Source organism: Aquimarina spinulae, assembly GCF_943373825.1.
GTDB lineage: Bacteria > Bacteroidota > Bacteroidia > Flavobacteriales > Flavobacteriaceae > Aquimarina > Aquimarina spinulae.
The window spans coordinates 780,608-803,448 of sequence record NZ_CALSBP010000003.1; the positions used below are offsets into that span (position 1 = coordinate 780,608).

Below are 22,841 nucleotides of genomic sequence, written 5' to 3' on the forward strand. Positions count from 1 at the left end.
AAAAACAACTAATTTAGCGTAAGCCTCCAAAGCTTACGCTTTTTTAATACATTTATAGTAAAAGACTTCAATTATCAAGATGTTACTTTATATATAACACCGTTGACAATTATGAAAAAAACAATAATTATATCGACTCTTTTGCTTTTTGGGTTAGAATTGATTTCTGCACAATCCAAAGAAACGATCTTGGAGGAAATAAGATCTGAGTATAAGACGATAAGAAACAATATAACTTCTTATGTAAAAAAATCCCCTGAAATTGAATTAAATACGACAGAAGGAGGGCTTGTAACTGCATATTTAGATAACAAAGATTTAAGGCTAATCGAAATCATTGAATTTGGAGAAACAGGAAAAAATATAACTCAATATTATTTTAAAAACAGAAAGTTATTTTTTGCATTTGACCAGCAATATCGCTACAACATACCTATCTATAATGAAGAATTTGATGCAAACAAAACTATAATAATTGAAGATCGATATTATTTTCACAAAGAGAAACTCTTTCTTTGGTTAGATACTGATAAAAATAAAGTTGATTTGACTTTAAAAGCAAATAAGATGATGGGAAAAAAGTTTGTTGATTATACCAAAAAATTAAAACACGAATTAAAAAAAGAGTAAAAACACTAACATAAAATTCGAATAAATGAATACATATGTTGCTTTTCTACGAGGAATTAATGTAAGTGGTCATCACAAAGTTCCTATGGCCGACCTTCGCAAAGAAATAGAAAAACTGAATTTCGAAAAAGTGATTACAATTCTTAACTCGGGAAATATAATATTTGACTCGGCAAAAGATGATGTAAAGAGTCTTGAAAAAATGGTATCTGATCATTTAGAAAAAACCTTTGGTTTTCCTATCCCTACTATCATAAGAAAATCTGAAACAATCTATCATTTATTAGATAAAGATCCTTTTAAGGATATATTATTAACGAAAGACATTCGATTGTATGTTTCATTCCTGAAGGAAGATGTTAAAACCGATTTGCAGTTACCATGGACAAATGATAATAATGCTTTCAAAATTATTGATAAGATCGACAAAACAATAATAAGTGTCTTAGATCTTTCGGTAACCAAGACACCAAAAGGAATGGAAGCCCTCGAACGATATTTTGGCAAACAGATCACAACTCGTAACTGGAATACTATCAAACGAATAGAAAAAAAACTTGAAATTAATTCTTAAGTCTCGAATAAAGAATAATATTAATTATCTTGTTACAATTTAAAACTAAATTGATATGAAATGAGCCATAACAATTGAGTTGATACCAACCTAGATGTTCAATGGCGTAATTCCATCTGACATTTAAAAAACAATAAAAAAGAACAGATGAAACATAAAGGTTATATAGAGATTGATCAATCTTTACATAAAGTGGCTGAGCTTTTTGCGAACCCAGATAATCTTAAAGAATATCAGGATGGATTTATTAGAAAAGAGTTGATTAGTGGAGAAAACGGTAAAGTTGGCGCTGTTTCTAAAATGTATTACAAACACGGAAAACATGATATGGAGTTGACTGAAACAATTACCAAAAATGAACTCCCGCATTCATTTGAAGCCAGTTATCATCATAAACATATGGACAATACCATGAAATGTAATTTTATTGCCTTAGACGATAAAAAAACAAAATATGAATTCGAATACGAATACACTCGTATAAACTGGGTTATGCCAAAATTGATGGCTATTTTATTTCCGAGTATGTATCGAAAACCAGCAGAAAAATGGCTTAGACAATTTAAAGAGTTTGCTGAACGACAATAATGTTAATTTTCTTTTTTATACTGCTCTTATGCTAATAATTCGAAGGATTGTTTGGCAATCTCTAATTCTTCATTAGTAGGAATAACTAATATTTTCACCTCTGAAGAAGGTAAACTTATATCCCTTATTTCTTTAGATCGAATATTGTTTTTTTTCTTCATCTAATCGAATGCCCAAAAACTCTTGATCTTTACACACCAAATTTCTAATCAAAGCAGAGTTCTCTCCTATTCCGGCAGTAAATACAATAGCATCTAAGCCATTCATAACCGAAGCATATGCTCCTATAAACTTTTTGATACGATATGCATTCATTTGTAGTGCTAACTGGCAATCTTTATTTCCGTTTTCTGCTGCAGATTCAATATCTCGTAAATCACTATATCCTGTTAACCCTAACATTCCACTTTCTTTTTGTAAAAGATCGTTCACTTCTTCTAGAGAGTATCCTAAGGAGTTAACCATATAAAAGATTACTGCAGGATCAATATCTCCTGATCGTGTTCCCATAATCAATCCATTCATGGGTGCAAATCCCAAAGTATGATCTATACTTTTACCATCCCGAACCGCAGTCATACTACATCCATTTCCTAAGTGAATTGTAATAACCTTGGATTTCTCTTTCCTTAAAAATTCTATAGCTTTTTCTGAAACGTATTTATGGCTGGTACCGTGAAAACCATATACTCTAATATTATGTTTCTCTAAAAATTTATTCGGAATCGCATATTTATAAGCTTCTACAGGGATAGTTTGATGAAAAGCTGTATCAAACACGGCTACTTGTTGTGCATTAGAAAAAATTTCTTCGGCAACCAAAATTCCTTCCAGGTTTGCAGGGTTATGTAATGGCGCCAATGCAGAAAGTTTCTTGATTTTTTGTTTTACTTCTTCAGTGATTTCAACCGTTTCTGCAAAAGTGCTTCCCCCATGAACTACTCTATGACCAACAGTATGAATTTCTGATGCCGATCGGATCACTCCTACTTTATCATCCATCAAGTAGCTGGCAATTAATTGTAGCCCATCTTTGTGAGTATTAACAGTCACAGTTTTTTCAATGTCATGTATCTCGGATGCATAAGAAATTTTAGCATTATCTAAACCAATACGTTCTACTAACCCAGAACAAACTACTTTTGCATAGGGCATTGTAAATAGTTGAAATTTTATAGACGAACTTCCAGAATTTAGTACAAGTATTTGCATATTTTTTAATAATTAAGAGTATCAAAAATCAGATATTTCTTTACTCTGTTTATAATCCCTGAGCTTGAATTGCTGTTATAATTACGGTATTATACACATCATCAACAGTACATCCCCTGCTTAGATCATTAACGGGTTTATTTAATCCTTGTAACATGGGGCCAATAGCTAATGCTCCTGTTTCTCGTTGAATAGCTTTATAGGTATTATTTCCTGTATTTAAATCTGGAAATATCAAAACACTTGCCTGACCTGCTACCTCAGAATTTGGTAATTTACTTTGTCCAACTTCTAAATCTACTGCTGCATCATATTGTATCGGTCCCTCTATTTTTAGATCAGGATGTTTTTCCTTTACAATGGCAGTTGCTTCTCTAACTATTTCTACATCTTCTCCTTTACCAGAGGTTCCCGACGAATATGATAACATAGCTACTTTTGGTTCGATCCCAAAAGCTGCTGCCGATTCTGAAGAAGAAATTGCTATTTCTGCCAATTGTTCTGCATTAGGATTAGGGTTAATTGCACAATCACCAAAGACTGATACCCGATCTGCTAAGCACATAAAGAATACAGAAGAAACAACTTTTACTCCTGGTTTGGTCTTTATAAATTGTAACGCTGGTCTAATTGTATGTTGTGTAGTATGTACCGCTCCCGATACCATTCCGTCTGCATGCCCTTTGTATATCATCATCGTACCAAAATAGGATACGTCTGCCATCATATCTTTGGCCATATCCAGATTTACGTTTTTGTGCTTTCTTAGCTCATAAAATGTTTGTACATACTCATCATAATAAGGAGATTCTGTAGGGAAAACAATCTGTATTTTATCAAAATCTATCGGAATATCCAGTTTTGTAGCTTTACTCTTTATTTTCTTTTCGTTTCCGATTAAAGTAATATCCACAACTCCAGAAGCTAATAGTCTAGAGGTAGCTCTTAAAATTCTTTCATCAGATCCTTCTGGAAGAACAATATGCTTTTTATGTTTTAGAGCACGTCTTAATAAATTATATTGAAACATTCGGGGGGTTAACCCTTCTGACTTAAATGTAATTAGTTTATCTGCTAATCGATCCTCATTAACATATTTTTCGAATATGCTAATCGAAGTATTTATCTTTTGTAGATTATCCAGATAGATTTTAGACTTAATTGCTCCTATTTTATTGGTAATAGAAAATGTACCACTAGGTACCGATATAATGGGAAAAGATAAGGAAACACCCTCTATTAATTTAAGTATTGGTGGTTCGGGAATAATTCCTCCGGTAAGTATAATCCCCGAAATCTTAGGATAATTATCAGAGATATTTGCTTGCAATACCCCTAAAATGATATCTGCACGATCTCCGGGAGTAATGACAAGACTATTATCTTTAAGATGTGTAAGATAGTTACGTAATTGCATAGCTCCTACTCCAAAACTACCAGCCTGATTATTTAGGTATTCTTTACCAAACAACACATTCCCTTCTAATTCGTTTACAATCTCTTTGATAGTAGGATTAATCAAAGAATTAATTTTGGGGATAATAATACGATCGACATTATTCCCAAAATCTTTTTCAAAACTATTTTCTAATTGCTTTTCACAACCTTGGGTAACCTTATTTGCTACCATAGCCAAAACTTCTACATCTTTACTATTAAAAGTATCATATGCCAGTTTTAGATTACTAACAATTTCATCATTTTGCTTATCAATTCCGCTTGCTACTATAACTGCCGGGATACCCAGGTTTTTTGCTATAATAACATTAATATCAAATTCAATAATATTACCTTCATCAGAAAAATCAGTACCTTCTACTAATATAAAATCAAATCTTTCTTCAAGGTTTTTATACTTCCTGATAATCTCATCTATAATTTCTCCTGATTTACCCTGGTTGTATTTTTGAAGTACTTCACTTCTAGTATACGCATAGGCCTTTTTGAAGTTAATATCTAATTCAAAATGCGATATTACAGTATTAATATGATTATCAACTTCTCCTTCTTTAGGATCGTCGATAATTGGTCTAAAATACCCTACTCTGGCTACTTTACCCAGAAGCATACGCATCATACCTAAAACAACAATAGATTTACCACTATTAGGTTCTATAGTAGCAATATAAACGGCTTTACTCATGTATAACAATTTGGTAGTACAAAGATACGTTAATACCGTAATTTAACATAAGATCATTGTATAATAAAACTTCTTTCTATCATAGTCTTATAATATTAACAATTCGATTTTCATTTCAACAAAAAAGGTTTAGAATTACACTAAACCTTTTATTATATCCTATAACTTTTTGACACCTTAATTCATGTCTTTTCTGCTTTTAAAGCCTTTATACAATACATGCTATAACATATGCTACGATTAATTTGATCAATCCAATCATTATACATATTACAATTTAAAAGATATACCTGCTTGAAACACAGAGTTTTTAAGCGATGTATTATTTTGTTTGGTAATATCTGCCAATCCAAGGTTATATCTAATTCCAACTTCTAAATTATCAGTTAACAAATACCCTATACCCAAAGCTACTCCGTAATCGATTTTCTTAAAGTTACTTTTAACAAAACCTCCTCCTTTGCCCCCTAACAAATATCCTACATGAGGTCCCGCTTCGAGGCTTAACTTATTAATGGGATAGAATTTTATCAATGCAGGTAACACATTAATATAGTTTAATTTTATTTTTCCAGAATTATTTTTTGATTTAGCTCCTTGGGCAGAATACAGTATTTCGGACCGAATTGCTAATTTTTCGGATAGTCTATATTGAGAAAACACTCCTCCCATTATTCCTATTTTAAATTTAGAAGATGTATTCCTAAATTCCGTTAGATTAGCCCCTGCTTTAATTCCAAATTCTATCCCATTTTGCTTTTCCTGTGCACTTATAGTTATTATCCCCAATAACACTGTACATAACATTAATTTAATTGTTTTCTTCATTTTTGATTTATTTGTTTTAATTGAATACATTATTGTTCTGAAAGTGATTTTCAGATTAAAAATTAACCCCTAGTTCGAGCTCAAACCCAAAGTTTTTGGTGTACACCTTAGAAGTTTGTATTTGTTGAAAAACACCTGCTCCAATCACAATACCATACTCTTTCCATGGGATAATTTTTATTCCCTGTCTAGAGCTTATCCCGATAAGAAAATTATGTCGTTTTTTGCCTTCTATTTTTTTGGTGATTTCAAGCCCTAAAGGTACTTCTACACCTATATTAGCATATAAGCCAGGTATTATTTTTAAATACCCATCAAAACCACCTCCTATACTAAAGGCATCAACAGATGTGTAATTCTTGTTGAGTAATGAACTCCGTTTTATACTATATTTATCATAAGATATTACAAAGGGCATGATGAAGTCTTTATCACTATCGGCAAAACCGATATAACTCATTTTCCACCCCTCTTTATGTTTGCTGTATACTTTCCTATATGTTAACATATCAAACCATTTCCCTAATCGTTTTGCTTTCTTCATTTCTGATTTCTTATAAAAAACATCTTCTACACTGGTTTGTAGATTTCCTGATATAGATTCTGGTTTGCTTCTTTTTTTATAAGTATTGATAAAACTTAAGGAGCAATATTCTAATGCAGCTCTGATTCTTTGTTCGTAGGTTTCGAATATTTTTGATGTATTAGATATAGCAAAAGTTTCATCTTCATAATGCTGTACATCAAAAAGCTTTTGCAGTTTATCATTTTCTTTTTCATAAAAAATCAAGTTAATATACACCCTCGTTGTTATATGGCTTATACTACTTTGTGATTGCTGAATTTCTAAATCTTTAATTTTTATAAATATTGGTTTTGCGTCTTTGGTTTGCGAAAAAGAAGTTTTCATAAAATTCAGAATAGCCGTTGGTGCATCTGGGTACAATTGAAAAATGACTTTTTCTCCATGTCTATTAGTTCCTAGTCCTAAGTTTTTCTTTTTTCTAATATCAAAAACCTGTGCTATAGATATCGATACGTTTTCTGTATGAAAAGGAATGGTTTTTAAGGTTATGTTTTCCTGAGACAATACTATAGAAGACAAGAAAAACATTGATATATTCCAGATATGCTTCATTATAAACTTGATTTTATAAATTAGAACTATAATGAACCTCTATTCCCCTAATCTCCTCAATATCAAAATACAACACTAAATCTCTGGATGTTAAAGTGATGATGTATGCCTTTACGGTCTCTCTTTTGTCATCAGTCATCATTATGTAACCTCCATTAGTATTTAGCATCCAGACACCACTCTCTTTTTTTCCTTCAGACATAGAGATAAAGGTCATATCCTTTTTAAAAAGGATATAATCATTTCTTTCTTTTTTGGATGGTGGGTATTTCTTAACTCCGGTCTTATAAGTATCCAGATTCCATTTCTTTAGGAAAGCATTCTTATTCAGGGTTTGTGCACCGATATTATGAAACGAAAAAGTGAATAATATCGTCGTTAGAATTGTTATGTTTATTTTGCTGTTCATATCTTACTCTTAAAATTTTAGCCAAAACTAGTAAGCATGAATCGTATGTTGTTTGTCCTGTTAAGACAAAAAAATATGACCTGTATATGATCTTAAAATTCTTATTTTACTCTAGAAATAACATATTTAATTGTCCTAAAAAGACAACTCAAAAATTACTATTTCGTAGTACCTTTCCTCTAAAATGATAAAACATGGGAAATCCAACACAACTGGAACGTTATAAAAAACTAATTCTCTATATAGAAGAAAGGTTTAAAAATGAAATCAGTAAAAAAGAAATAGAAGACATATCGTTTTATTCGTATCGAAATATAAATAGAATATTTCTTGCATTACATCACGAAACTATAGGACAATACATAAAGAGGATAAAACTAGAAAAGGCAGCAGAATATCTAAAATTTTCAACCGAGAATATCTCGGATATTGCCCATGAAATTGGATATAGTGACATTGCCGCTTTTAGTAAAGCCTTCAAAAAGCAGTTTAAAAGCTCTCCTTCTTCTTTTCGAAATTCGAACAAAATCAAAGAATACATTACTCAAAAAGCCATCTTCCCATTAGAAAATACTCAAGAACAAATTCTTAAGTATGAAATCGAAGAAATTCCTGGTTTTGATATTTTATATTTAACTTATCAAGGGTCCTATGAAAATATTAAAGGAATAGAGAAAACCTGGAAACAATTGATCTCATATGCGTCAAAACATAGCTTATTAAAAGATGAAACAATTATATTGGGAGAAATACTAGATGATGACGCAATCACCGATACTTTACATTGCCGATATAATGCCGGAATTATACTAGAAAAAGAAATAGATTTTTCTCTAAAAGGGTTATTTAAAACCAAACATATACCCAAGCAAAAATATGCTAAGTTCATACACAAAGGTAGTCATGAGAGCTCTACAGACACCTATAATTTGATCTATGGGTACTGGATAACCGAAGTACAGTTAGAGTTTGAAGACAAACCAACTTTAGAGTTTTATCTTAATGACGAATCTAATACTCCTAAAAAAGAACTCCTTACCGAGATTTATATTCCTGTAAAATAATAATTGTCTGTATTGAACAATAACGCTTCGAAGCTGCTCATCTAAATTTGTTTGCAAAAACAGAGTGCTATGCAAAAAAGAATTATCGGAATAGATGTAGCAAGAGCATTGGCTATTTTTGGGATGATTATCGTTAATTTTAAAATGGTATTTGGAAATCATGGCAACCTTCTCTTGAATACTTTTTTAGGAGTATTAGATGGAAAAGCAGCCGCAACTTTTGTAGTTCTGGCAGGTGTAGGAATTTCATTACTAACAAAAAATGCGATACATCAAAATAATGAAGAAGCGTTAAACAGAAACAAAAATAAACTTCTTAAAAGAGCTCTATTTCTTTTCTTAATTGGTATATCCTATTCAACAATCTGGCAAGCAGATATTTTACACTTTTATGCGATATACATATTGCTGGCAATATTTTTAATAAAAAGTAATCCAAAAACACTAGTATCAATAGCAATAGGAATGATTATATTATATCCTATACTCATGATATTATGGAATTATGATAGTGGATGGGATTATACTAAAATGGAGTATACAAATCTATGGACAGTAAAAGGTTTTTTAAAAAATCTTTTTTTTAATGGTTTCCATCCTGTCATTCCATGGAGTGCATTTATGATTATAGGAATGTGGTTTGGTAAAATGGAATTAGATAATACTAGAGTAGTTACAAAAGCATTGTGGGTTAGTCTTTCTGTATTTATAGTAGTACAGATAATGTCATATTTCTCAATTGTATTCTTTTCTATGGGAGATCAAGAAATTATCACAGAATTAACTCCAATTCTTGGAACAGATCCTATGCCTCCATTACCTCTATACATGGTTTCTGGGAGTAGTATAGCCATATTTCTTATTTCTTTTTGTATTCTAATTTCAAAAAAATATGAGAGTACTACTTTTATAGGTATTCTAAAAAACACAGGACAACTTGCTTTAACTTTTTATATAGCACATGTTATCATAGGAATGGGATGTATAGAAATTATCAATCCTTCAAAAATGGGAGAGTATACTATAAACTTTTCGTTTTTATACGCCTTGTTCTTTTGTATAGCATGTGTTATTTTTTCAATGATTAGTAAAAAATATGCAAAATATGGTCCTGTTGAATGGATAATGCGAAAATTAACCGATTAAGGGTCTATAGAATAAAAATATAAAGACCGTCTAATAAAACTTAGACGGTCTTTATTGTTTGTTATAGATTAATCCTAATTTATATCCTGGCCTTTTTTAAGTTTTTCTAAATCGCCGTTAAGTCTTCCTTTAAATCGATCAGGAGCGTTACCTAGTGATGTGTTTATCGCTTTTATAGCATTTTTATAATCTCCCGTTGCCGAATATGCTTTTGCTAATCCATAGTTAGATGGCCATGCACCTTTACTATTTTTTACATTATCTTTTAAAATGACAAGTGCCTTATCTTTTTGTCCTAAGGTTATTAACCCTGTCCCTAATCTAAAAATCTGTGCAGTGCTTCCTAGTTTAGCTGCTTTATCTACAAAAGTCATAGCTTCACCTGTTTTTCCTTGCTTAGCCAAAATTTGTGATTTAAGAGATAGGTTAGCAAAAGTTTCTTTACTAAAAAAATTACCCGATATAGATGCATTAACCCATTCTAATGCCCGATCTAACTCACCTGCATTAAAAGCATAATTCGCAGCGTTATCCCAGCTTGTTTGAGTAAAACCAGCAGAATTACGAAGATCATTTTTAATACCTTTCATTACTACATTTTTCACATCGACTTCGATCTTGAAAGGAATTTCCTTTTTCTCCCATCTCAATGCTGCTATAGCACTATTAGCTTCAACTTTAGGAAATAAAAAGGTTAACATTTCTGTATGTGCTGTTTCTTTGGTTTTAACATCTACACGCAAAGCATCTTCTTTTTCATCATAAAAATAACTTCCCCAGGACGTAGAATTATTAGAAAATATAACCGTAGCCCCGCCATCTTCTTTTAACGCAACATGAAGCCCGTAAGTCCCTGCTTTAATGTCTTTTCCTTCGATTTTAACATCGTGAGTAAACGTTATTGTCGAATTGCTGTTAGCCCCAGCTCTCCAAGGTGCTGCTTTAGATGTTCCAAACCCCAGGTTATTATATCCATAAGGAACTAGTTTCCCCCAGATTTCACGTTCCTTTACACTTGGCCTCCCATAATCAATGGTGATATTAGTAATCCCTACACGTTGCATTACCTGTGCTCGCTGACTTCCTTCTGGAGTGGTAAGTTGTGCATTTGTTTGAATTGAGAGCAACATCATTGCGCTCACAATACAAGTTGTAATTAAGTTGAATTGTTTCATGACTGTTTTTTTTGATTAATTATTATCACTTAGAGAAATTAAATTTCTAACCTAAACAATGTAAGAGGTATATCTCAATCCTAATGTTACGGTAGTGTTAAACTCAAAAAGAAAGTCATAATTGATTGTTAAACCATGTTATTCTTTTAACAGCTGATTAACAAAGTCTTCAAAATCTTTTTTAAAATCTATATATTTCTGACCTGTAGCCGGGCCATTGAATCCTGTATGTATTTTGCGTACCTTCCCTTTTTTATCAATAAAAATAGTTGTCGGATATGACAACACATGGTTTAGCATTGGCAGTTTCTCTTGTGCTTTTTGCTTATCTGAAGTTCCATATTGAGCCAAAAGAATTGGGTAGGTTATGTTCAATTTTTGTTGTAATCTTTTTATCGATTTAAATGCTTTTTCTTTGGTCTTTGCATATTCAAAAGCTAATGCTACAAATTCGGCTCCATTATTTTTATTTTTATTCTGATACTCTACATAATATTTGGTTTCATCCATACAATTAGGGCACCAGGTTCCCATAACTTGTACGATGACTACTTTATTTTTAAACCGATCATCTGTAAGTGAAATTTGATTTCCTTCGACATCAGGAAAACTAAATTCTAATGTATCATGTCCTTCTTTCAGAAAAGTTAATGAATCTTCAGAAGGTAACTTAAAGTTTTCATTTCTTTTAGCTACAAAAGGTTCTTTCCAGTGATTGCCAGAATAAAAGTAACCGCTTAGTGTACTATCTGTTACCTGTGCAGTAAATAAGAAAGCATGAGCTCCGTCAAAAGTTGATAATTGTAGTTGGTCTTTATTTAAAACACCTTCCAAATAACGATAGTCTCCTGTAGTTGTTCTAAATGTACCTGTAACCATATTTCCATTTTGTTTAAAAGTACCTTTGGCAATATACCTGTCTTCTTCATTGTCTTTACTAAAAACTGTCTCCCAATTTCCCGTAATATCATAATTCGATTTTGAAACAATTTCAAATCGATCCTGCTCACCATATTTTGCTGTAAATGGTACTACTCTATCCAGGCTTTTTTTAATAAAACTTCCGGAAATTGTCATAGAGTCTATAAATCGACCGGCAATATATCCCTCAAAAACAGGAAGCTTAATTAGTATAGAATCTTTATTAATTATAACTTCATCAACACTAATTGTTTCTTCGGCATTAAAAATTCTTAAGGTCTGATCATCCATTACTTCGATCAGAAAAGGAAGCTTTTTATTATCCTTAACTTCTAGTGTTGCTTTCCATGGGCCACTTTTAAACTCAACCAAATCAGATGGTTTATCTTTCTTACAAGAAGAAAAAATAGTGACAACAAGTAGAATAAGTACGGCTGTTTTTCTCATTATTTGATAGTATAAAAAGTCCGGAAAGTTACTCAAAACTTACCGGACGATTCTCTTTTTATAATTTTATTAAGTTTTTATTGCTCCTTTGCATATAATTTCTCTAATTTTTCTTTTCCTTCTTTCACCTTTTCTTTTCCATTTTTTATTGATTTTTCTAAGGCTTTTAGCTTTTCTTCGGCTTTATTGATTTTAGCTTCTTTTTCTGCAATTTCTTCTGGAGTTAAAGCTTCTTCTCCTTCTTTTTCCTTTGCTCTTACCAGACGTTCTTTTGCAGCTTCAATTTTTGCTTTGCCTCTGGTAATTCTTTCTTCATTCTTTTTCAGTACTTCGCTACGTTCTTTTACCATGTCTTTAGCCTCTTCGGCTCTGGCCATTCCAAATTCTTTACCTGTTAATCCCTCTTTATTTTTTCCATATGCCTTCCCTTTTATTTTCTTTTCAGCTTTTTCTATGGCTTTTTCGGCTTTTTCTTCTGCTTTTTCAGCCTTTTCAATAGCTTTATCCTTAGCTTCTTCTGCTTTCTCTTCTAGTTTTTCAACTTTTTTCTCTGCTTTTTCTCTAGCTTTCTCTGCCTTCTCTTGGGCTTTCTCTGCTTTTTTTTCTGCCTTTTCCTGAACTTTTTCTTTTTTCTTAGCTATTTTTTCTTTTGCTTCTTGAGATTTTCCCTGAGCAATTACCACCTGATTTCCTAAAGTGAAAATCAAAACAAATACCAATATTAGTTTTATAAATTTCATGTTAGTTTTTTTTTAGTTAGTGTTAAAATGATTAAGGGTATGAAGGTTTATTACTAGAAGACTTTTTAAATATCATCCAAATCTTCTAAAGATTCTTCTAATTCTTCTACTTTGGTCTCGACTTCTTCAGAAACCTGATCCAATTCAGACTCAATCGCTTCTATTTTTTCTACAACTGCTTTGGTTTCTTCCTCTTCTTTTTTCTTATCTGTACAAGAAATAATTCCGAAAAGGAACATGATCGTAAGTAACTTAATTCCTGTTTTCATAATATTAAAATTTGGTTAGAATAAAACTATTATAAATATACCACAATTTTGTTTATAGATATACTTACAACTATTTGTATCCTCTGCCCAATATATTATCTTTACCAACTGAATTTAGAAAGATCACAAATGAAGATTTCATATAACTGGCTGAAGCAATTTATTAATATCGATTGGGATGCAGAGAAAACCGGAGAGCTCCTTACCGATCTGGGGTTAGAGGTAGAAGGAATAGAATCCTATCAAAGTGTAAAAGGAGGATTAGAAGGTGTTGTTATAGGGCAAGTTCTTAATTGCGAGAAACATCCAAATGCAGATAAGCTTAAAGTTACCAAAGTAGACTTAGGTAATGGTGAACCGGTTCAGATTGTTTGTGGTGCTCCTAACGTTGCCGCTGGGCAAAAAGTCCCTGTTGCTACTATTGGCACAAAACTTTATAATGATAAAGGTGAAGAATGGGTCATAAAAAAAGGAAAAATAAGAGGTGAAGAAAGCCATGGTATGATCTGTGCCGAAGATGAATTAGGGTTAGGAAAAAGTCATGACGGGATTATGGTCTTAAGTACTGATATCACTGTAGGGACTAAAGCTGCAGACATATTTGATATTGAAAATGATTATGTGTTTGAAATTGGATTAACTCCAAATCGTGCAGACGCAATGAGTCATTTGGGTACTGCACGTGATCTCAAAGCAGGGCTACTACAAAAAGACCTTAATCTAGAACTTATTACTCCTTCTGTAAGTAATTTCAGAGTAGAAAACAGGCTAAATAAAATTGATATCGAAGTCAAAAATAATGAGATGGCACCCAGATATTGCGGTGTAACGATTTCTGATATTAAAGTAGCAGAATCTCCTGCCTGGTTGCAACATAGATTAAAAGCGATAGGAATTACTCCCAAAAATAATGTTGTAGATGTTACCAATTATGTTTTACATGAGTTAGGACAACCTTTACATGCATTTGATGCACACTATATTGAAGGGAATAAAATTGAAGTAAAAACTGTTGATGCCGGTACCAAATTTACAACTCTAGATGAAGTAGAAAGAGAATTACACCAAGAAGATCTTATGATCTGTGATGCTGTAAAACCACTTTGTATTGCTGGTGTATTTGGAGGGGTAAACTCTGGTGTTACAGAAAGAACAACATCAATTTTCTTAGAAAGTGCTTACTTTGATCCTATTAGTATTCGTAAAACTGCAAAACGACATGGTCTAAACACAGATGCTTCTTTTAGATTTGAAAGAGGTATTGATCCAAATATCACCGAATACGCATTGAAAAGAGCCGCTCTACTAATACAGGAGCTGGCAGGAGGTAATATTTCTAGTGAAATCATGGATTTATATCCTAAAAAGATTGAAGATTTCCAGGTGATTTTATCTTTTGAAAATACTACAAAGTTAATTGGTGAAGAAATACCTCAAGATACTATTAAAAGGATTCTCACTTCATTAGATATTAAAATCAATAGCGTGACCGAGACAGGAATAGGTCTTACCATTCCGGCATACAGAAATGATGTACAAAGAGAAGTTGATGTAATAGAAGAAATTCTTAGAGTATACGGTTATAATACTATTGGTTTTACTCAAAAATTGAATGCTTCGATATCAAATATTGATAGGTTCTCTGATTATAATGTGCAAAATACCATATCAAATCAACTTGTTGGTCTGGGATTTTATGAGATGTTAGCCAACTCGCTTACTTCTCCTGATTATATTGCCTTGAGTGAACAGCTTAAAAATGAGAATAATGTAGAAATGCTAAATCCACTTAGTAATGATTTGGCAGTAATGAGGCAATCCATGTTATTTTCGGGATTAGAGGCTGTATCCTATAATAGTAATAGAAAACGATCAGATCTTAAATTGTTTGAGTTTGGAAAAACATATCATAACTATGAAGATAAAAGAATAGAGAATAAACATCTAAGTATTATTGTTTCTGGAAGTAGGTCTAAAGAAACCTGGACTGCAAGCCCGCAAGCAAGTGATTTCTTTTATTTAAAAGGAATAGTATTTTCTGTTTTAGAACGTTTAGGGCTAACAAGATTAAAAACATCTCCTATAAAGAACGATGTTTTTACTGAAGGGCTTTCTTTAAGTATTGGTAAAGCGCAATTAGTAGATTTTGGAATACTAAAAAAATCTGTACTTAAACATTTCTCTATTTCTCAGGAAGTATTGTATGCCGATTTTAACTGGGATGTTATTTTAGAATATGCGAAACACAATAAACTAAAGTATAAAGGTATTCCTAAATTTCCTGAAGTACGTCGTGATTTTGCTTTGCTATTAGACGATTCTATAAAGTTTGAAGAAATTCATACTATCGCCAAGCAAACCGAAAAACAAATTCTAAAAGATGTAAACTTATTTGACGTGTACCAGGGTAAAAACCTTCCTAAAGGAAAAAAATCGTATGCTGTAAGTTTCATTTTACAGGACGACAATAAAACACTTACCGATAAACAAATCGATAAGATCATGAACAAATTGCAGTACAATTTTGAAAATAAATTAGGCGCTGAACTTAGGTAAGTAACAGTGTCGAATTTAAGATACTATTCTACAAATACTATTTAAAATATATCATAAAAAAACCGGAATGTACATTCCGGTTTTTTTATGATATTGTAATATTGAAAAGTTCTTATTACTAGTTGCCTCCTTCTAAAGCTTTAAGTCTGTCTTTCATTTCGCCAGCCTTAGGATCATCTAACTGATAAAATATATTCATCAATGTACGAATAGCTTCTACATTATCAGGACTACTTTTTAGAGCTCCTTCAAGGTAAGGAACTGCCGTTTTATATAATTCTGATCTCTTTTTTGTTAGTTCATCATATCTTCTATTATCGCTTGAAGATGTTCCTAATCCATTCATTTCATCTACAATCTTAGTTTCTCCACTTAAAATTATAGAAGCAATATTGATTTGAGCAGCGGTATAATCTGGTTTTAGCTCTAAAGCTTTCTTATAGTAACCCAGTGCCTGATCATTATCACCAAGGCGAGATGCACTAACTCCTAAATTATATAGTAAATCTGGATTTTCAGGATCGTTAGCTACGATCTGCTCCATGATTTCTTTATACTTAGCAATATTTCCTAATTTATAGTATACATCAGCTTCTGCTTGCTTTAATGCAGAATCTTCTGGGTTCTCTTTTTTAGCATCTTCAATAGCAGCTATTGCTTCTTCATCTTTTCCTTGACTCATATAAATCAAAGCAATATTTTTTGCAATCTCTCCTTTTCTAGATTCAGAAGTTTTAATTTCTGGCTTAATATAATCTCCAGTTTTTACAGAAAGGTCTCTTATTTGTTTCGATTCAAAAACATCAACCTTACCTGTTTCTTTATGCGTTGCAACAAATTCCTTTTTTACTCCGCTAAAACCAAGGCTTTTTAATTCCTTATAGTATTTTAGAGCAGTATCATAATCTTTATCATTAACAGCATTACTTGCTGCATAATATAAATATGTTGTATCAGCTTTATTGGTTGTATATCCTAAATAAAGTTTTTCTGATGCTCCTTTATAGTTTTTTGCATTCTGATCTTTAATTGCGTTTTCAACTAAGGATTGGCGTAACAATTGTAATTTTTGAGAAGCATCAGCAGTATATTTAGATCCTCCTGCGGCTTTTTCAATTTCGATTGTTTTACTATAAGCACTCGCTGCACTTTCAATTTTCTCTAAAGATTCACCTGCAGAAGCAGCTACAACCTGGCCTTTAAAAAAATAATATTGCGCTTTCATTTTTTCATCAGCAGCGTTTAACTGTCCTTCAGCAGCTTTCAATGCTTCACTAGCTACATCCATGTTACCAGATTTCAAGGCTTTGTTTGCCGCTTTTAATGCTTGTTTTGGAGTACTCTCCTTCTGAGAAAATCCAAAAGCACTAACAGCTAGAAATAGTACTACGATAAATTTAGTCTTCATTACTTGAGTTTTTAAAATGGGATTTAATTATTGTTTTGTTTCATTATCAATATTCGTGCCATCTGAAGTGTTATCAGCATCTGTTGTAGAAGAATCAACATCTTCTATATCTTCATCCTGATCTATATCATCTTCGTCGTGCATAACTTTTGCTACTGCGGCAATAGAATCTTTACCTTTTAAATTAATAAGACGTACACCTTGTGTTGCTCGTCCCATCACACGTAAATCTTCTACAGAAAGTCGAATAGCAATTCCTGATTTATTTATAATCATAAGATCATCTAAATCGGTAACATTTTTAATTGCCACCAGAGATCCTGTTTTATCAGTAACAGAAATGGTTTTAACACCTTTTCCTCCTCTATTCGTTATTCTATAATCTTCTAATTTCGAGCGCTTTCCATAACCATTTTCTGAAACTACTAAGATATTACTTTCCATTTCATTAACGGCTACCATACCAATCACTTCATCTTTATCATCGGCAAGTCTGATTCCTCTTACTCCCGAGGCTCCACGTCCCATTGGTCTGGTTTTCTCTTCTTCGAATCGAATTGCTTTACCCGATTTTACAGCCAACATTACCTGGCTTTTACCATCGGTTAATTTAGCTTCGAGAAGTTCATCATTATCCTTTATAGTAATAGCGTTAATACCATTTGTTCTCGGTCTCGAATATTGCTCTAAAGATGTCTTTTTGACCTGACCTTTTTTCGTTGCCATAATGACATAGTGCGAATTAATGTACTCTTCGTCTTTAAGATCCTGGGTACAGATAAAAGCTTTCACTTTATCATCACTATGTATATTAATTAGATTTTGAATAGCTCTTCCTTTAGAAGTTTTACTTCCTTCCGGAATTTCATATACTCTCATCCAGAAACATTTTCCTTTCTGAGTAAAGAACAGCATATATTGATGATTGGTTCCTACAAATAAATGTTCAAGAAAATCCTCATTACGTGTTGTACTTCCTTTTTGTCCTACTCCTCCTCTATTTTGTTTCTTATATTCATTAAGAGAAGTTCTTTTTATATATCCAGCATGTGAAATCGTAATTACTACTTTTTCATCCGGGATCATATCTTCTATACTAAGATCTCCTCCTGCATATTCTATTTGAGAACGACGCTCATCGCCATATTTTTCTTTTACTTCTGCTAGCTCGTCCTTAATGATTTGCATTCTACGCTCCTTCTTTTCCAAAATATCCTTAAGGTCTTCGATAGTCTTCATCAACTCATCATACTCAGCACGTAATTTATCTTGCTCCAGACCTGTTAATTGACGCAGACGCATCTCTACGATTGCTTTTGCCTGTATTTCAGAAAGTTCAAAACGTTTTATCAATTTTTCGCGTGCCTCTTCTGTATTCGCAGAAGAACGAATTAAAGCAATTACTTCATCAATATTATCTGAAGCTATGATTAAACCTTCAAGAATATGAGCTCTTTCTTCAGCTTTTCTCAATTCATATTTTGTACGACGAACAACAACTTCATGTCTGTGTTCTACAAAATAATGAATCATTTCTTTTACATTCAACAACTGTGGTCTTCCATTAACCAGTGCTATATTATTTACACTAAAAGAAGATTGTAAAGCTGTATACTTATATAAAAGATTTAGTACTATATTAGGTATTGCATCTCGTTTAAGGACATATACAATACGCATACCATTTCTATCAGACTCATCACGTATTGTAGAAATTCCTTCGATTTTCTTATCATTAACAAGATCAGCAGTCTTTTTAATCATATCTGCTTTATTCACCTGATAAGGGATCTCGGTAACGATTATGCTTTCTCTACCGTTTACTTCTTCAAAACTTGCTTTAGCTCGTATAACGACTCTTCCTCTACCCGTTTTAAAAGCTTCTCTAACACCATCATACCCATAAATTGTTCCTCCTGTAGGAAAATCCGGGGCTTTAATATGTTGTATTAATTCATCAATTTCGATATCATTATTCTCAATATAAGCAACTGTACCATCAACAACTTCACTTAAATTATGAGGAGGCATATTTGTTGCCATACCAACTGCAATTCCTGAAGCTCCATTTATTAATAATCCTGGAACCCTTGTTGGCAGAACTGTTGGTTCTTGTAAAGTATCATCAAAATTAAATGTATGATCTACAGTGTCTTTTTCGATATCTGCCAGCATATCCTCTGATATCTTTCGCATTCTTGCTTCTGTATAACGCATAGCCGCAGGGCTATCTCCATCTACAGAACCAAAGTTACCCTGGCCATCAACTAACATATATCTCAAACTCCATTCTTGCGCCATACGAACCATCGTATCATATACAGATGTATCACCATGAGGGTGATATTTACCAAGAACTTCACCTACAATTCTTGCAGATTTTTTGTGGGCACTACTCGCTTTAACACCCAATTCATACATACCGTATAAAACACGCCTATGTACGGGCTTAAGACCATCCCTAACATCAGGAAGTGCACGAGATACAATAACAGACATTGAATAATCAATGTATGCAGATTTCATCTCATCTTCTATATTGATAGGTATAAGCTTTTCTCCATCAGCCATAAAAAATTATTTTATTCTAAAATTGATTAATTAAACGCGCTAATTTAAGTAAATTAAGACGGTTTTAACAGCCAATTACCCTGTAATATACGGAATTTATTAACAATAGTATGGGCAGATGTCGTTAATAAGTCTGTGATCTTAGGTTTTGATTATTAATGCATTTTTTGTCTATTTACCAATACAAGCAAAAAAAACCATAATAGACACTGTCTCAGAGCTGGTGTGTGTATTTTTAAAGCTTGAAATTGCATGACAAAATATCCCAATGTCAAAATATCTAATTAAAAGGAATAGTTTTTGTCAATTTAATTCTAAAAATTACTATTTTAGTTATAAAGAAAGAGAATAATTTTATGGATGATAATTTTTCGCCCAGAGTAAAGGATGTGATTGCGTACAGTAAAGAAGAAGCTCTTAGATTAGGGCATGACTTTATTGGCACAGAACACCTTATGTTAGGGTTACTACGTGACGGAAGTGGTAAAGCTATTAATATTCTAGATGCGCTAGATATCGATTTAACAAATTTAAGAAGGAAGGTTGAAATCCTAAGTCCCGCAAATCCAAATATAGCTGTCGCCTCGAACGAGAAAAAAAATTTACATTTAACTAGACAAGCAGAAAGAGCATTAAAAACTACTTTTTTGGAAGCTAAGCTATTTCAAAGTTCTTCTATTAACACTGCTCATCTTCTGTTATGTATCCTAAGAAATGAAAATGACCCAACTACAAAACTTTTAAATCGTTTAAAAGTAGATTATGATAATGTTAAAGACCAATTTAAGTTTATGATTGCTAACGAAGAAGAATATATAGATAACCCAAAAGCAGAATCTTTCTCTGAAGATGATGATGATTTAACAGGTGATTCATCTAAGGAAAATCCTTTTAACTCTCCTTCTGGAGGAAGTAAAGCAGGCAAAAAATCTAAAACTCCTGTTTTAGACAACTTTGGCCGTGATTTAACTGCAATGGCAGAAGAAGGAAAACTCGACCCCGTAGTGGGACGATCCAAAGAGATAGAGCGTGTATCCCAAATATTAAGTAGACGTAAAAAGAACAACCCACTACTCATAGGAGAACCTGGAGTTGGTAAATCTGCTATTGCAGAAGGGCTTGCTCTAAGAATAGTAAAACGTAAAGTTTCTAGAATTTTATTTGACAAAAGAGTCGTTACTCTTGATTTGGCAAGCTTAGTTGCAGGAACCAAATATCGTGGACAATTCGAAGAGCGAATGAAAGCAGTAATGAACGAATTAGAAAAAAACGATGATATCATTCTTTTTATAGATGAGATTCATACTATTGTCGGTGCAGGTGGTGCTACAGGAAGTTTAGACGCTTCTAACATGTTTAAACCAGCCTTGGCAAGAGGTGAAATCCAATGTATTGGTGCCACAACCTTAGATGAATATCGCCAATACATAGAAAAAGATGGTGCCTTAGAGAGACGTTTTCAAAAAGTAATTGTAGAACCTACAAATATTGAAGAAACTATAGAAATCCTTAACAACATCAAGGAAAAATATGAAGAACATCACAATGTTAGTTATACACCAGATGCTATTGAAGCTTGTGTAAAATTAACCAATAGATATATGACAGATCGCTTTTTACCAGACAAAGCTATTGATGCGTTGGATGAAGCGGGTTCTAGAGTACATATTACCAATATTGATGTTCCTAAAAAAGTACTCGATCTTGAGAAAAAACTTGAAGAAGTAAGAGAACTTAAAAATAGTGTAGTCAAAAAACAAAAATACGAAGAAGCCGCAAAGCTTAGAGATGACGAAAAGAATCTCGAGAAAGAGCTTGGTGTTGCACAAGAACAATGGGAAAAAGAATCCAAGCTACATAAAGAAACCGTTGATGAAGAAAACGTAGCAGATGTGGTTTCTATGATGACCGGTATACCTGTTAATCGTATAGCGCAAACTGAAAGTAATAAACTAGCCGAATTACCCAACCTAATTATGGGTAAAGTTATAGGTCAGGATGAAGCCGTTACCAAAGTCGTAAAAGCAATACAACGTAATCGTGCCGGACTTAAAGATCCTAATAAACCCATTGGATCGTTTATATTTCTAGGACAAACTGGAGTTGGTAAAACACAATTAGCCAAAGTTTTGGCCAGAGAACTCTTTGATAGTGAAGACACACTTATTCGTATCGATATGAGTGAGTATATGGAGAAATTTGCAGTTTCCAGACTTATTGGAGCACCTCCTGGATATGTTGGTTATGAAGAAGGAGGCCAACTTACCGAGAAAGTAAGAAGAAAGCCATATGCAGTTATTCTATTAGATGAAATCGAAAAAGCGCATCCCGATGTCTTTAATATGATGCTTCAAGTATTAGATGATGGATATCTTACCGATAGCCTTGGACGTAAAATTGATTTTAGAAATGCCATAATCATTATGACCTCTAATATTGGAGCTCGTAAACTGAAAGATTTTGGACAAGGAGTTGGCTTTGGAACTTCTGCCAAAAAGACCCAGGCAGAAGATTATGCTAAAGGAGTAATAGAAAATGCATTAAAAAAAGCATTTGCTCCTGAGTTTCTAAACCGAGTAGATGATGTTGTTGTATTTAATGCATTAGAACGAGAGGATATCCATAAAATTATCGATATTGAACTTGATAAACTATACGGACGAATTAAAGATCTTGGATACGACCTTTCCTTAAGTGAAAAAGCTAAGGATTATATTACCGAAAAAGGTTTTGATAGACAGTATGGCGCAAGACCTTTAAAAAGAGCTATTCAAAAATATATAGAAGATGCTTTAGCAGAAGAGATTATAAACTCTCAACTTGAAGAAGGTGATAGTATATTTATGGATATGGATGATGATTCTGGCGAATTAACAATTACTATTAAAAAAGCTGAAGAATCAACCGAATCTTAACTTAATTTTTATAAAACAACAAATACAAAAGAGACTGTTATCTATACGTAACAGTCTCTTTTAATATAGATCAAAAACCTGTAACAGTCTTAAACCCAATCATGCAA

General features: G+C 32.6%; 17 protein-coding genes and 1 pseudogene. 7 read left to right on the top strand and 11 right to left on the bottom strand.

Annotated features, from left to right (window positions below):
- The first annotated feature begins 111 nt into the window (after positions 1–111).
- From NNH57_RS26135 to NNH57_RS26145, 3 genes are all read left to right on the top strand, one after another.
- Complete coding sequence (locus NNH57_RS26135) at positions 112–630, top strand: hypothetical protein (protein WP_074409943.1); 519 nt, start codon at positions 112–114, stop codon at positions 628–630.
- A gap of 25 nt (positions 631–655) precedes the next feature.
- Entirely contained in the window at positions 656–1,204 is a 549-nt protein-coding gene (locus NNH57_RS26140) for a DUF1697 domain-containing protein (RefSeq protein WP_108807607.1), read from the top strand.
- Between the two features lie 147 nt (positions 1,205–1,351).
- Positions 1,352–1,792, top strand: coding sequence for an SRPBCC family protein (locus NNH57_RS26145; protein WP_074409945.1), 441 nt, complete (start codon positions 1,352–1,354; stop codon positions 1,790–1,792).
- A 26-nt stretch (positions 1,793–1,818) separates the two neighbouring features.
- Here NNH57_RS26145 and NNH57_RS26150 read toward each other — a convergent pair.
- The 5 genes and pseudogenes from NNH57_RS26150 to NNH57_RS26170 form a co-directional block, all read right to left on the bottom strand.
- Positions 1,819–3,004, bottom strand: a pseudogene (locus tag NNH57_RS26150) (acetate/propionate family kinase).
- A gap of 49 nt (positions 3,005–3,053) precedes the next feature.
- Positions 3,054–5,147 (bottom strand): phosphate acetyltransferase, encoded by a 2,094-nt coding sequence (pta, locus tag NNH57_RS26155; protein WP_074409947.1) that lies wholly within the window; start codon positions 5,145–5,147, stop codon positions 3,054–3,056.
- A 270-nt stretch (positions 5,148–5,417) separates the two neighbouring features.
- The gene (locus NNH57_RS26160; protein ID WP_159099187.1) at positions 5,418–5,975 is read right to left on the bottom strand and encodes a porin family protein; all 558 of its coding nucleotides are present in this window, start codon (positions 5,973–5,975) and stop codon (positions 5,418–5,420) included.
- Positions 5,976–6,030: 55 nt separating this feature from the next.
- A complete protein-coding gene (locus NNH57_RS26165; RefSeq protein ID WP_132066048.1) occupies positions 6,031–7,113 on the bottom strand; it encodes a hypothetical protein in 1,083 nt (360 codons plus the stop codon).
- 13 nt (positions 7,114–7,126) lie between these two features.
- Entirely contained in the window at positions 7,127–7,522 is a 396-nt protein-coding gene (locus NNH57_RS26170) for a lipocalin family protein (protein WP_108807605.1), read from the bottom strand.
- Positions 7,523–7,716: 194 nt separating this feature from the next.
- Here NNH57_RS26170 and NNH57_RS26175 point away from each other — a divergent pair, with 194 nt between their 5' ends.
- Together NNH57_RS26175 and NNH57_RS26180 are read left to right on the top strand one after the other, a co-directional pair.
- A complete protein-coding gene (locus tag NNH57_RS26175) occupies positions 7,717–8,586 on the top strand; it encodes an AraC family transcriptional regulator (RefSeq protein WP_074409951.1) in 870 nt (289 codons plus the stop codon).
- Positions 8,587–8,655: 69 nt separating this feature from the next.
- Positions 8,656–9,732, top strand: a complete 1,077-nt coding sequence (locus tag NNH57_RS26180; protein ID WP_108807604.1) for a DUF418 domain-containing protein — start codon at positions 8,656–8,658, stop codon at positions 9,730–9,732.
- A 74-nt stretch (positions 9,733–9,806) separates the two neighbouring features.
- On the opposite strand, the gene NNH57_RS26185 is transcribed toward NNH57_RS26180, so the two are convergent.
- From NNH57_RS26185 to NNH57_RS26200, 4 genes are all read right to left on the bottom strand, one after another.
- Entirely contained in the window at positions 9,807–10,907 is a 1,101-nt protein-coding gene (locus tag NNH57_RS26185) for a DUF2911 domain-containing protein (RefSeq protein WP_074409953.1), read from the bottom strand.
- A 138-nt stretch (positions 10,908–11,045) separates the two neighbouring features.
- Positions 11,046–12,275, bottom strand: a complete 1,230-nt coding sequence (locus NNH57_RS26190; RefSeq protein ID WP_108807603.1) for a peroxiredoxin family protein — start codon at positions 12,273–12,275, stop codon at positions 11,046–11,048.
- A 77-nt stretch (positions 12,276–12,352) separates the two neighbouring features.
- Positions 12,353–13,015, bottom strand: coding sequence for a hypothetical protein (locus tag NNH57_RS26195; RefSeq protein ID WP_074409955.1), 663 nt, complete (start codon positions 13,013–13,015; stop codon positions 12,353–12,355).
- A gap of 65 nt (positions 13,016–13,080) precedes the next feature.
- Positions 13,081–13,284 (bottom strand): hypothetical protein, encoded by a 204-nt coding sequence (locus NNH57_RS26200; protein WP_074409956.1) that lies wholly within the window; start codon positions 13,282–13,284, stop codon positions 13,081–13,083.
- A 129-nt stretch (positions 13,285–13,413) separates the two neighbouring features.
- Here NNH57_RS26200 and pheT point away from each other — a divergent pair, with 129 nt between their 5' ends.
- Positions 13,414–15,840, top strand: a complete 2,427-nt coding sequence (gene pheT / locus NNH57_RS26205; RefSeq protein ID WP_074409957.1) for a phenylalanine--tRNA ligase subunit beta — start codon at positions 13,414–13,416, stop codon at positions 15,838–15,840.
- A gap of 118 nt (positions 15,841–15,958) precedes the next feature.
- Here the strand turns inward: pheT and NNH57_RS26210 are convergent, their stop codons facing one another.
- Together NNH57_RS26210 and gyrA are read right to left on the bottom strand one after the other, a co-directional pair.
- On the bottom strand, positions 15,959–17,248 hold the full coding sequence (locus NNH57_RS26210) for a tetratricopeptide repeat protein (protein ID WP_074409958.1): 1,290 nt from the start codon (positions 17,246–17,248) through the stop codon (positions 15,959–15,961).
- 27 nt (positions 17,249–17,275) lie between these two features.
- On the bottom strand, positions 17,276–19,819 hold the full coding sequence (gyrA, locus tag NNH57_RS26215) for a DNA gyrase subunit A (protein ID WP_074409959.1): 2,544 nt from the start codon (positions 19,817–19,819) through the stop codon (positions 17,276–17,278).
- A 356-nt stretch (positions 19,820–20,175) separates the two neighbouring features.
- Here gyrA and NNH57_RS26220 point away from each other — a divergent pair, with 356 nt between their 5' ends.
- Positions 20,176–22,734, top strand: a complete 2,559-nt coding sequence (locus tag NNH57_RS26220) for an ATP-dependent Clp protease ATP-binding subunit (RefSeq protein WP_074409960.1) — start codon at positions 20,176–20,178, stop codon at positions 22,732–22,734.
- Positions 22,735–22,841: the final 107 nt, after the last annotated feature.

Bases quoted from the DNA above. Each gene is read 5' to 3' on its own strand.
- NNH57_RS26190 (WP_108807603.1), bottom strand. From the start codon at position 12,275: ATGAGAAAAACAGCCGTACTTATTCTACTTGTTGTCACTATTTTTTCT.
- NNH57_RS26145 (WP_074409945.1), top strand. From the start codon at position 1,352: ATGAAACATAAAGGTTATATAGAGATTGATCAATCTTTACATAAAGTG.
- NNH57_RS26165 (WP_132066048.1), bottom strand. From the start codon at position 7,113: ATGAAGCATATCTGGAATATATCAATGTTTTTCTTGTCTTCTATAGTA.
- pta (WP_074409947.1), bottom strand. From the start codon at position 5,147: ATGAGTAAAGCCGTTTATATTGCTACTATAGAACCTAATAGTGGTAAA.
- NNH57_RS26195 (WP_074409955.1), bottom strand. From the start codon at position 13,015: ATGAAATTTATAAAACTAATATTGGTATTTGTTTTGATTTTCACTTTA.
- NNH57_RS26210 (WP_074409958.1), bottom strand. From the start codon at position 17,248: ATGAAGACTAAATTTATCGTAGTACTATTTCTAGCTGTTAGTGCTTTT.
- NNH57_RS26180 (WP_108807604.1), top strand. From the start codon at position 8,656: ATGCAAAAAAGAATTATCGGAATAGATGTAGCAAGAGCATTGGCTATT.
- NNH57_RS26185 (WP_074409953.1), bottom strand. From the start codon at position 10,907: ATGAAACAATTCAACTTAATTACAACTTGTATTGTGAGCGCAATGATG.
- NNH57_RS26135 (WP_074409943.1), top strand. From the start codon at position 112: ATGAAAAAAACAATAATTATATCGACTCTTTTGCTTTTTGGGTTAGAA.
- gyrA (WP_074409959.1), bottom strand. From the start codon at position 19,819: ATGGCTGATGGAGAAAAGCTTATACCTATCAATATAGAAGATGAGATG.
- NNH57_RS26200 (WP_074409956.1), bottom strand. From the start codon at position 13,284: ATGAAAACAGGAATTAAGTTACTTACGATCATGTTCCTTTTCGGAATT.
- NNH57_RS26140 (WP_108807607.1), top strand. From the start codon at position 656: ATGAATACATATGTTGCTTTTCTACGAGGAATTAATGTAAGTGGTCAT.
- NNH57_RS26170 (WP_108807605.1), bottom strand. From the start codon at position 7,522: ATGAACAGCAAAATAAACATAACAATTCTAACGACGATATTATTCACT.
- NNH57_RS26220 (WP_074409960.1), top strand. From the start codon at position 20,176: ATGGATGATAATTTTTCGCCCAGAGTAAAGGATGTGATTGCGTACAGT.
- NNH57_RS26160 (WP_159099187.1), bottom strand. From the start codon at position 5,975: ATGAAGAAAACAATTAAATTAATGTTATGTACAGTGTTATTGGGGATA.
- pheT (WP_074409957.1), top strand. From the start codon at position 13,414: ATGAAGATTTCATATAACTGGCTGAAGCAATTTATTAATATCGATTGG.
- NNH57_RS26175 (WP_074409951.1), top strand. From the start codon at position 7,717: ATGGGAAATCCAACACAACTGGAACGTTATAAAAAACTAATTCTCTAT.